Annotated in this window: 8 protein-coding genes; 4 read left to right on the top strand and 4 right to left on the bottom strand. The window is 70.7% G+C overall.

Annotation, left to right across the window (positions count from 1 at the left end):
* Window positions 1–1,977: LCP family protein (locus CIK81_RS17710; protein WP_147272375.1), on the top strand; the 1,977-nt coding region annotated here is incomplete at its 5' end.
* A gap of 123 nt (window positions 1,978–2,100) precedes the next feature.
* Here the strand turns inward: CIK81_RS17710 and CIK81_RS17705 are convergent.
* Complete coding sequence (locus tag CIK81_RS17705) at window positions 2,101–3,528, bottom strand: mycothione reductase (RefSeq protein WP_096163966.1); 1,428 nt, start codon at window positions 3,526–3,528, stop codon at window positions 2,101–2,103.
* Window positions 3,521–4,243: a MerR family transcriptional regulator gene (locus tag CIK81_RS17700; protein ID WP_096163965.1), complete on the bottom strand. Its 723-nt coding sequence runs from the start codon at window positions 4,241–4,243 to the stop codon at window positions 3,521–3,523. The genes CIK81_RS17705 and CIK81_RS17700 overlap by 8 nt, the downstream gene beginning before the upstream one ends.
* A gap of 133 nt (window positions 4,244–4,376) precedes the next feature.
* Here CIK81_RS17700 and CIK81_RS17695 point away from each other — a divergent pair, with 133 nt between their 5' ends.
* From CIK81_RS17695 to CIK81_RS17685, 3 genes are all read left to right on the top strand, one after another.
* Entirely contained in the window at window positions 4,377–6,797 is a 2,421-nt protein-coding gene (locus CIK81_RS17695) for an excinuclease ABC subunit UvrA (protein ID WP_114355981.1), read from the top strand.
* 188 nt (window positions 6,798–6,985) lie between these two features.
* Entirely contained in the window at window positions 6,986–7,984 is a 999-nt protein-coding gene (locus CIK81_RS17690; protein WP_096163963.1) for a putative RNA methyltransferase, read from the top strand.
* A 150-nt stretch (window positions 7,985–8,134) separates the two neighbouring features.
* Window positions 8,135–8,956 carry an HAD hydrolase family protein gene (locus tag CIK81_RS17685; protein WP_096163962.1) on the top strand — a complete coding sequence of 274 codons (822 nt, stop codon included), beginning with the start codon at window positions 8,135–8,137 and terminating at the stop codon, window positions 8,954–8,956.
* A 25-nt stretch (window positions 8,957–8,981) separates the two neighbouring features.
* Here CIK81_RS17685 and CIK81_RS17680 read toward each other — a convergent pair whose 3' ends face one another.
* Together CIK81_RS17680 and CIK81_RS18805 are read right to left on the bottom strand one after the other, a co-directional pair.
* Window positions 8,982–9,806, bottom strand: a complete 825-nt coding sequence (locus CIK81_RS17680; protein ID WP_114355980.1) for a hypothetical protein — start codon at window positions 9,804–9,806, stop codon at window positions 8,982–8,984.
* 194 nt (window positions 9,807–10,000) lie between these two features.
* Window positions 10,001–10,806 (bottom strand): C40 family peptidase (locus CIK81_RS18805; RefSeq protein ID WP_147272374.1); only part of this gene is annotated, 806 nt, incomplete at its 5' end.

Below are 10,806 nucleotides of genomic sequence, written 5' to 3'. Positions count from 1 at the left end.
TCCGGCCGGCAGGCCCCGTCGCCGGCCCGCTCCGCCCAGCCCACCGTGGTCCCCGGGCGCACCGCCTCGGTCTCAGCCTCCTCCGGGGCCACGGAGCACCCCTCACCGCCGGCGTCCGGGTCACCGGTCGTCCATCGTCCGTCCGCGCAGAGCCCGGCGACATCCCCCGAGGGCGGCGACTCGTCGAACGGGACCACCGCCGCTGCCGGCACCACCGCTGCTGCCGCTTCCGCGGCGGCTCTGCCCGCAGCCGCAGATGTCCGGCTCCGGGCCGACGGCTCCGACGCGTCGGGGTCGACGACTGAGGCAGCATCGGCATCGTCCTCCGGCTCCGGGGACGCTCGCGGCCCCGGCTCGTCCCGGACCGGCGGTGCCGGCGGGTCCCGCAGCTCCCACGGCCCCGCCGATGCCCCTGAGGACGGGTCCGGCTCTCTGCCGAAGGTCGCCGGATGGACCGTGCTGACCACGCTCGTGCCCGGCACCGGGCTGCTCACCACCCGGATGCGACGGCTGGGCTGGGTGCTCCTCGCGCTCCTGGTGCTGGCCGTGATCGTGCTGACCGCCGTCCTGGTGTTCGGCGATCCGCTGCGCACCGGCATGATGATCGTGACCAACCGTGCGCTGCTGATCGGGATCCTCGTCGCCGCCGGTGTGGCGGGCCTGGTCTGGGCCGCGCAGATCGTGCTCGCCAATCTGGCCCACACCACCAGGCAGCGTCTGCATGGCGCCAAGAAGTATCTCGCGCTGGCCCTGGCCGCGCTGATGGTCGTCGCCATCGCCGTGCCCTTCGGTCGCGGAGTGCAATCCGTGTGGGCCGTGCAGGCACTGCTGGGCTCGAAGTCGGTGTTCGGCGGGCAGGAGGGCGGCGAGAGCCCCATCGTCAAGGGCAAGGACCCCTGGGCGGGCACCGATCGCGTGAACATCATGCTGCTGGGCCAGGACTCGGGCGAGGACCGCACGGGCACCCGTCCCGACACCATCATGATGGCCTCGATCGACACGTCCACCGGCAAGACCGCCCTGTTCTCGATACCCCGCAACCTCGAGGGCGTCCGCTTCCCCGAGGGCACTGCCGCCGCCGAGGAGTTCCCCGACGGCTTCGACTACTTCGGCAAGAACCAGGACCTCATCAATGCGGTCTGGACCTGGGCCGATGATCGTCCCGACCTCTTCCCCGACGATCCCGAGCCGGGCCTCACGGCGACCACCTGGGCCGTCGAGGAGACCCTGGGCCTGGAGACCGACTACTACGCGATGGTGAACCTGCAGGGCTTCGAGGACCTCGTCAACGCCATCGGCGGAGTCGATCTCGTCGTCGAGCGCCGCATCCCCATCGGCGGCGGCACCAACCAGGCCACGGGAGGGAAGTACCCCATCGACGGGTACATCGAGCCCGGCGACCAGAAGCTCGACGGGTTCCACGCGCTCTGGTACGCCCGCTCCCGAGAGGGCTCCAACGACTTCAACCGCATGTGCCGTCAGCAGCGCATGGTGCGCGCCGTCACCGAGGAGGCGCAGCCCGCCACGGTCGCCGTCTCGGTCCCGGGTCTGGTCACCGCCACCGAGGAGAACATCCAGACGAACATCCCGACGTCCGACATCGATGCCTTCGTGGACCTCGCCCTGCGTGTCAAGGAGGGTGGGTTCACCTCCTACCCGATCACGCCGGACGTGACCAATCCGGGCAACCCGGACTGGGATGAGCTCAAGAAGTGGTCCGCCGCGTCGATCGAGGACTCCATGGAGCAGGACGCCCCGGAATCCGTGGTCGGCGAGACCGAGCCCGGCTCGACCGCTCCGGCGGAGACGGCGGAGGATCCCGAGGAGAGCAAGGCCGAGGGTGGCGAGGCCGAGGAGCCGTCGGCGGACGAGAGCTCGACCGATGCGACGTCCGACGACGACGAGAAGACCGATGACGGGCCCGAGATCGACAAGGATCCGCTCCGCTCCTGCCTGCCTGGCGCCGAGGAGGGCTGACCCGCTCGCGCAGTTCGCGAAGGTGGCCGGTGCGCGGATGAGCGCGCCCCGACATGACACGACACGACACGAGGGCCGGACCTGCACAGGCAGGTCCGGCCCTCTTCTGCGGCGCGGTGCGCGTCAGTCGATCAGCTGCAGCAGCGCGTTCTCGACCAGCTCCGGCATCGCCGGGTGGATCCAGTACTGGGTCGTGGCGATGTCGCGAGCGGTCTGCCCGGTGCTCATCGCCTGGATCAGCAGCTGGACGAGCGTCGTGGCGTCGGGGCCGATGAAGTGAGCGCCGAGGATCTCGGTGGTCTCGGCGTCGGCGACGAGCTTCACGAACCCGGTGGTGTCCTCCATCGCCCATCCATAGGCGATCGAGGCGTACTCCTGCACCGCGACCCGAATCTCCCGGCCGCTCTGCCGCGCCGCGGCTTCGTCCACACCCACCCAGGCCACCTGCGGATGGGTGAACACACCGCTGGGGATCGGCATGGTGTCGGACCGGCGCATCTGCTCGGGATGGAGCACGTTGTGCCGTACGATCCGCTGCTCGTGATTGGCGACGTGCTTGAGCTGATGGGCGCTCGAGAGGTCGCCGAAGGCCCAGACGCCCTCGAGCACCGCTCCCCCGCCCAGCACCCGCTGGTGCTCGTCGACCTCGACCCGTCCGTCGTCGGCCGTATCGATCCCGGCGGCCGCGACGTCCAGCAGATCCGAGTTGGGGCGCCGGCCGACGGCGACCAGCAGCTCCTCGGCCTCCAGCACCACCTCCGCACCATCGCGCCGGCCGCGCAGCTCGACCCCGGCGTCGGTGCGCCTCACGGACGTGGTCGACAGTCGGGTCTCCAGGCGCACCCGCTGCGCGAGGAGATCGGTCAGGCGCGAGGAGATGTCGGCGTCGGCCCCGCGCAGCACCTTCTCGGAACGGGCGATCAGCGTGACCTCGACGCCGAGGGACGCGAAGACGTGCGCGAACTCGACGGCGATCACCCCGGAGCCGAGGATCGCGAGCGAGGCGGGCAGGGAGTCGATCCGCATGATCGTGTCCGAGGTGTGCGGGGCGGCGTCCGCGAGCCCGTCGATCGGCGGCAGCACCGGCCGGGAGCCGGCGCCGAGCACGAAGGTGTCCGCGGAGATCGTCCGCTCACTGCCGTCATGGCCGCGCACCTGGACGGTCTTCGGACCGATGAAGGCGGCGGTGCCGCGAAGCAGGGTGAGGTTCGCGTTGTCCTCGTGGTCGCTGCGGTACTCCTCACCGCCCTGCGAGATGGGGTCGATGCGGCCGAAGACGCGATCGCGGATCGCGGGCCAGTCCACGCCCTGCAGCTGTTCGGTGAGGCCGAAGCGGGCGGACTCCGCAGGGGTGGCGGCAAGATCCGCAGTGTGCACGAACATCTTGGTGGGGATGCACCCGAGGTTCAGGCAGGTCCCGCCGAACACGTGGTCCGGCCCCACGCCGCGGTCGATCTGCACGATGCGGCGCCCGGCCAGGTCGGGGCCCGGGAAGGAATTCGCGGAGCCGGAGCCGATAAGGGCGATGTCGAAATGCTCGGTGTCAGTCACCGCCCCAGGCTAGCGGTCCTGCCTGCTCCGCACGGAGATGGGAGGACAGCTCGGCGGAGGCCTCCAGCAGGGCGAGGCCGCGAGCGGTGATCCGGTCGCGCGAGACGTCGAGGGCGGCACGGAGCGATGTGGGCTCCCCGAGGCCGTGCATCTGACCGAGCACGATCCTGATGTCCGCGAGTCGATGGCCGCCACGTCGCAGCAGATGGACGAGTTCGGCGTCGTACGCCTGCTGCGGCGGGTATCGGCGATGGCCGCTGCCCTGCTCCCGCACCGCCGAGATCAGCCCCTCGGCCTCCCAATGGCGCAGCGTCGCCGGGGAGACGCCGAGGCGGCCCGCGAGCTCGCCGATGCCCAGGACACGCGTGCCGCGGCCGAGGCGCCCCTCGCGATGCATCTCGAGCTCCCCGATCGCCTGCTCGACCACCGCGAGAGTGGCGCGATCGCGCAGCAGCCGATCATGAGCGCGATCGACCCCGGTGAGCGCTGCGTCCAGATCCTCACGTCCCACTGCCCTCATGATCTCCAGCGCGGGCGCGTGGCCGATGGCACGACGCAGCGCGAGGAACGCTCGCAGGGCACGCGCGTGACGCTCGGTGTATCGACGGTGCCCCGCGGCGCTGCGTGCGGCGACCGGCAGCGCGCCCGCCTCCTCGTAGTTGCGCACGGCCTGCGCGGACAGGGAGTGCTCGCGGGCCAGGTCGACCGGGCGCATGTGGACCTCCTTTGAAGGTTCTGCCGTCCCCGACGATGAGGATCGAGCCCAGGCTTCAACGGGTTTTTCAAGGATACGATCAACCCCGGCAGCACCTGCATCGGCCGCACGATCTCGACGCCCTGGAGAACTGATGACCGCCCACGCTCCCTCACCCCGGCCCCTCGCCTTCGACGCCCACGACGTGATCCGGGTGCGGGGTGCCCGGGAGAACAACCTCCGCGGCATCTCACTGGACCTGCCCAAGCGCCGCCTGACGGTGTTCACCGGTGTCTCCGGCTCGGGCAAGAGCTCCCTCGTGTTCGGCACCATCGCCGCGGAGTCGCAGCGGATGATCAACGAGACCTACAGCTCCTTCGTGCAGGGATTCATGCCGTCGCTCTCCCGCCCGGATGTCGATGACCTGCAGGGACTGACCACCGCGATCATCGTGGACCAGGAACGGATGGGGGCGAACGTGCGCTCCACCGTGGGGACCGTGACCGATGCGGGCGCCTACCTGCGCACCCTGTTCTCCGCTCTCGCCGCACCGCACGTGGGCGGACCCGGTGCCTACTCGTTCAACGTCCCCAGTGTCACCGCCTCCGGGGCGATGACCGTGCAGAAGGGCGCGAGGACCATCGCCGAGAAGACCACCTTCTCGCGGGTGGGCGGCATGTGTCCGCGGTGCGAGGGCATGGGCGAGGTCTCGGACGTCGACCTGGCAGAGCTGTACGACGAGGACAAGTCGCTGGACGAGGGCCCGTTCACGATCCCCAACTACGCCGCCGGCGGCTGGTACGTGAAGGTCTTCGCGTCCTCCGGCTTCTTCCCCTCCGACAAGCCGATCCGGACCTTCACCACCCGCCAGCTCCACGACTTCCTCTACAAGGAGCCCACGAAGGTCAGGATCGACGGGGTCAACATGACCTACGAGGGCCTGATCCCGAAGATCCAGAAGTCCATGCTCTCCAAGGACCGAGACTCGATGCAGCCGCACGTCCGGGCCTTCGTGGACCGGGCCGTGAAGTTCATCGTGTGCCCCGACTGCGACGGCACCCGGCTCGCCGAGCACGCCCGCAGCTCGCGGATCGACGGGCTCTCGATCGCCGACGCCACGGCGCTGCAGATCACCGACCTGGCGGCCTGGGTCGAGTCCCTGCGCACGCTGCACACGGGGCCGAAGGTCTCGCCGCTGCTGACGAACCTCTCCGCCCTGCTGGACTCGTTCGTGAGGATCGGCCTGGGATACCTCTCCCTGGACCGCCCGTCGGGGACCCTTTCGGGCGGGGAGGCCCAGCGCACCAAGATGATCCGTCACCTGGGATCGGCGCTGACCGACATCACCTACGTGTTCGACGAGCCCACCATCGGGCTGCACCCGCATGACATCGCGACCATGAACCAGCTGCTGCTGGCCCTGCGGGACAAGGGCAACACGGTGCTGGTGGTCGAGCACAAGCCCGAGACCATCGCGATCGCCGATCACGTCGTCGACCTCGGACCGCGTGCGGGCTCCCACGGCGGGCAGCTGCAGTACGAGGGCGACGTGGTGGGGCTGCGCGCCTCCGGCACGCTCACCGGGCGCCACCTCGATCAGCGGGTCACCCTCAAGGAGCAGCCGCGCCGGGCGACCGGCGCACTCGAGATCCGCGGGGCCGACCAGCACAACCTGCGTGCCGTCGACGTCGACATCCCGCTCGGTGTGCTCACCGTGATCACGGGCGTGGCCGGTTCTGGGAAGAGCTCGCTCATCCACAGCTCGCTGCCCCGGGATGCTGACGTCACCGTCGTGGATCAGGGAGCGATCCGCGGCTCCCGACGGTCCAATCCCGCGACCTACACGGGCCTGCTCGACCCCATCCGCAAGGCCTTCGCGAAGGCCAACGGCGTCAAGCCCGGACTGTTCTCGAACAACTCCGAGGGGGCCTGCCCGGTCTGCCGGGGGGCCGGGGTGATCTACACCGAACTCGGATTCATGGAGACCGTCTCGACCGTCTGCGAGGAATGCCAGGGGCGCCGGTTCCAGGCCGCAGTGCTCGAGTACACGCTGGGGAGCCCGGAGGAGGGCGGAGCGAAGAGCATCGCCGACGTGCTGGAGATGTCGGTCGAGCAGGCGCTCGCCTTCTTCACCGCCCGCTCGTCCCGAGTGCCTGCCGCGGCCACGGTGCTGGGACGTCTGGACGAGGTGGGGCTGGGGTACCTGACGATCGGTCAGCCGTTGACCACCCTCTCCGGCGGGGAGCGCCAGCGGCTCAAGCTCGCCACGCACATGGGCGCGACGAGCGGGATCCTGGTGCTGGACGAACCCACCAACGGACTGCACCTGGCGGACGTCGGCACCCTGCTCGCCCTGCTCGACCGGCTCGTGGAGAGCGGGATGACGGTGATCGTCATCGAGCATCATCAGGCCGTCATGGCCCATGCAGACTGGCTCGTCGACCTCGGCCCCGGTGCCGGGGTGGACGGCGGCCGGGTCGTGTTCGAGGGCACGCCGGCGCAGCTCGTCGCCGAGGCCAGCACCCTGACCGGTGAGCACCTGGCGCGATACCTGCGCGGCGGAGCGAGAGGCTGAGGCGCGGCGCAAGCGCGTCGCGGGTACGGCGGCGGCCGGTCAGAGGCCGGTCCGAGGCCGTTGCGAGGTCGGTCAGAGGCCGGTCAGAGGCCGGTTCGAAGCCGATCCGAGAAAGGGCTGCGGAACAGTCGGTGCCGTGCTGCCGAAGAGACGAAGAGACCGGGACTCGCGCCCCGTATCCTGGCGGTGTGTCCGCTCCTGCTCCCCCAGCCCTGATCGGTGCTCTCGACGTGCTCCGCTGCCCCCAGTGCGGTGCGACGCTCGAACTGGTCCAGCGCAGTCTGCGCTGCCCTCAGCGGCACACCTATGACCTGGCGCGCGCCGGGTACGTGTCGCTGCTCAGGGGCAACGGTGCGATCAGCGGGGACGACGACGAGATGGCCCGCGCCCGCGAACGGTTCCTGGCCTCCGGCGCCTATCGACCGTTGCTCGAGGCGATCACCGACCTCGCGGCCGACACCGTCCCGGCGCTCAACGCCGCGGCACCCTCGCCCGCGGGCTCCACCGTGTCCGAGGGAGTCGGAGGATCCGATCGAGCCGGCTCCCGCGTGCCGACGGTCCTGGACGCGGGCTGCGGCCCCGGCTACTACCTCTCCGGGATGCTCGATCGCTTCCCCACCGCACGCGGCATCGGCTTCGACACCTCCGCCCGCTCGCTGCGGTTCGCCGCCCGCTCCCACCCGCGAGCGGCGGTGCACAGCGGCGACGTGTTCGCCCCCTTACCGCTCGCCGACGGCAGCGTCGATGCGCTGCTGGACGTGTTCGCTCCGCGCAATCCCGCCGAGTTCGTCCGCGTGCTGCATCCCGAGGGCCGACTGATCGTGGCTCGGCCCGCCGCCGAGCACCTCGCCGAGCTGCGCGCCCTCGTACCGGGGATGGTCGCAGTGGACCCGCAGAAGGAGGAGCGCCTGCACGCCGCCCTCGATCCCCATTTCGACCTCGAGACCCAGCGCACCGTCCGCTGCGCGGTGCCGTTGGATGCCGCGAGCGCACGCGATCTGGTCGCGATGACTCCGAGCGCACGCCACATCGACGCGGCGGCGCTCCCCGAGCGCCTCGAGGCCCTGAAGAACTCCCCCTCGGCGACGCCGTTCACCGTGACCCTCTCCGTGCTCCTCAGCAGCCACCGACCCCGCCGAACCGCTCCGCCGCTCAGTCGCTGGACCGCTGAGCCGCAGGGCCGCTGAGTCGCAGGACCGCTGGCCCGCTGGCCACCATGGATCGCATGGGTCTGGTCACCGAAAGCACTGTCGTGCCTGGCAGCGCGGTCCCGGTCCCGACATACTGGAGCAGCGGTCGGAGCCCTTCGCCCGCATCTGACCAGGTACGGAGGACCCATGACCCCACGGCACGCCGTGTTCATCGACTTCGACGGAACTCTCGCCGAGCACGGAGTGGCGCCGCACGAGCACGCTGAGGCGGTGAGGGCGGCACGCGCCGCCGGGCACGCCATCCTGCTGTGCACGGGTCGTCCGGGATCGATCGTCGCGCCCGAGGTCGCGGAGCTGTTCGACGGCGTCATCTCCTCCGCAGGGGCCCATGTGCAGGTCGAAGGGGAGGTGCTGCGCGACGATCGGTTCCCCGAGCCGCTGGCACGTCGCGCGGTCGAGCTGCTGAGCGGCTACGGAGCCACCTTCGCTCTCGAGTCGCCCGAGGCCCTGTGGTGCACCCCGGACTCCGCGGCACGGATCCGTGCCCGACCGATCATGCCGTCCCGCCCCGGAGGCTATGGCCGAGGCACGCAGGACATCATCGATGCCGTCCGCGTCCCCGAGGACCTCGTCTCCTGCTCCTTCGCGAAGATCTCCCTGTGGGGCTCCCCGATCCCGGTCGAGCAGCTCGCCGTGGAGCTCGGTCCGGACGTCGGCGCACTGCCGAACTCGATCGCGAGCGATGACACCGCCTCCGGTGAGATCCACCTGGTGACGATCGACAAGGCCGACGGGCTGCGGCAAGCCGCCGCTCACCTCGGCATCGGCCTGTCCGAGACGGTCGGGATCGGTGACGGGATGAACGATCTGGGCATGCTGCGGGTCGCGGGCACGTCCATCGGGATCGAGGGGTCCCGTCCGGAGATCCTGGCGGTCTCGGACTTCACGGTACCGCGCCCTGCCGACCTCGGGATCCTCCCCGCCTTCGAGCGTCTCGGTCTGATCTGATCCGACCCCGCCCGGTCCGGGCGGGTCAGCTCCTGCGGCGGAGCCCCACCAGCACCAGGCCGGTCGCCGCGACGAGTGCCCCCGCTCCCAGCATGATCACGCTCTGGGGCAGGAGATCAGCTCGGAACTGCTCCTCGAAGACCTGCACGATCGGCCCCAGGAAGGTCGCCTGGTCGACCCTGTCGGGCACGACCGTGTCGATCGAGCGCGAGAGCGTCAGGGTCGCGAACCCGGCGCAGATCGCCCCGATGCCGGCGAGGGTGACCATCGTGCGGCGGTGCGCCGCGATCACCAGGGCCAGCACCGCCAGAACCAGCGCGATCGGTCCGAGACGCGGCGCCCAGGGCGTCAGTGCCGTGGCATGGGTCAGCAGCGGCACGTCCGGGATCCGGGCCAATGTGATGGTCGCGCTGTCGGGCCGCGGGATCTCCACCAGCGGCACGTTGTCCTCGACCCCGGTGAGCACGGAATCGATCACCGGCGCCAGGTCCACATCGAGGTCCGAGGCGCCGGGCGTGAACAGTGCGCCGTGCAGCTCGACCATCGCCACGTCCCAGAGCGTCCCGTAGCCGTCGGTGTCGGTGAGGCGGTTGCTCTGTTCCTGCAGCACCGGGGTGATGCGTTCTGCCAGCCACCCCGGCACGTTCCCGCCCTCGAGGATCTCCTCCACCGCGCTGTCGGTGAGGGTGCGCTGCAGCCCGGGGTCGTCCGCGAGCGGCTGGGTGATCTCGAGGAAGCCGTCCTCGTCGACGACGTGGTCGCTGAACCAGACGGCAGGCAGCCAGAGCGCCCCCAGGATCATGGCGGCGATCAGCAGCAGGACGGCGAAGAAGTCACGAGCGGTGGTCACCGGGATACGGTACCGGCCGGCCCTGGGTGCGTCGGCGGGCGTGGGCCCGGGCCGCGACCGGTGGGGAGCTCTCTGCGGTCCGGGCACGGCGGCAGCGCCCGGCCCAGGAATGCACCGGGAACGGGAGCGGCCCCGTCTCACCGAGGTGAGACGGGGCCGTCAGCGGGGTCCAGGGCTGGACGCCCGAGGGGGAATCAGCTTCCGACGCGGATGAAGGTCCAGCTGCCGGAGTAGATGTTGCGCTCGGAGGTGTCCACGCGGGAGTTGCCCGCGTCGACGAAGGTGTTGCCTCCGACGTAGATACCGATGTGGCCCGGCTTGTAGACCAGGTCGCCCGGCTGCGCCTCGGAGCGCGGGATGACCGTGCCGGCGGCGGCCTGGTCGGCCGCACCGCGCGGCAGGTTGATGCCGTGCTGTGCGTAGACCCACTGGACGAAGCCGGAGCAGTCCCAGCCGGAGGTCGAGGTGCCGCCGTAGACGTAGGGGGTGCCGATGCCGCTGCGGGCGGTGGCGAGGATCGAGCTGCCCTTGCCGGCGGACGGCGCCGGGCTGGACTTCTCTTCCTTCTTCTCCTCGGACAAGCTGTTGTCAGAGGAGGAGCTGTTCGAGGAGTCGTCGCGGCTGGAGCGCTCGTTCGAGCGATTCGCGGAGTCGTCCTCGTCGCGGGTCTCGGTGGTGTCCTCGGCCTGGTCCTGCTCGTCGGCGCTGTTCTCAGCCTCTTCCGCGGCGGCCCTCTCAGCGGCTTCCTGCTCGGCAGCACGCTCGGCCGCGGCCGCGGCGATCTCCTCTTCCGTGGGCCCGACCTTGACGGAGAGCGTTCCGGCCGCAGGGGTCAGCTGCGGAGTCTCTTCCTTCGCCTTGGACGATGCCTTCCCCTGAGCAGGGATCGAGGTAAGCGTGGTGGCCGGGGCGGCGACAGCGGGGATCACGGCGGAGGCGGCCTGCGGCGCGCCCTCGGCCTGGGGTGCGTCGGCCTGCGGCTCGGCGGTCGCCGCAGCGG

It is taken from the genome of Brachybacterium sp. JB7 (genome assembly GCF_003335205.1).
Taxonomy (GTDB): Bacteria; Actinomycetota; Actinomycetes; order Actinomycetales; family Dermabacteraceae; genus Brachybacterium; species Brachybacterium alimentarium.
Note: the sequence above shows the minus strand (reverse complement) of the source record. Positions and strands in the feature narration are given on the sequence as shown.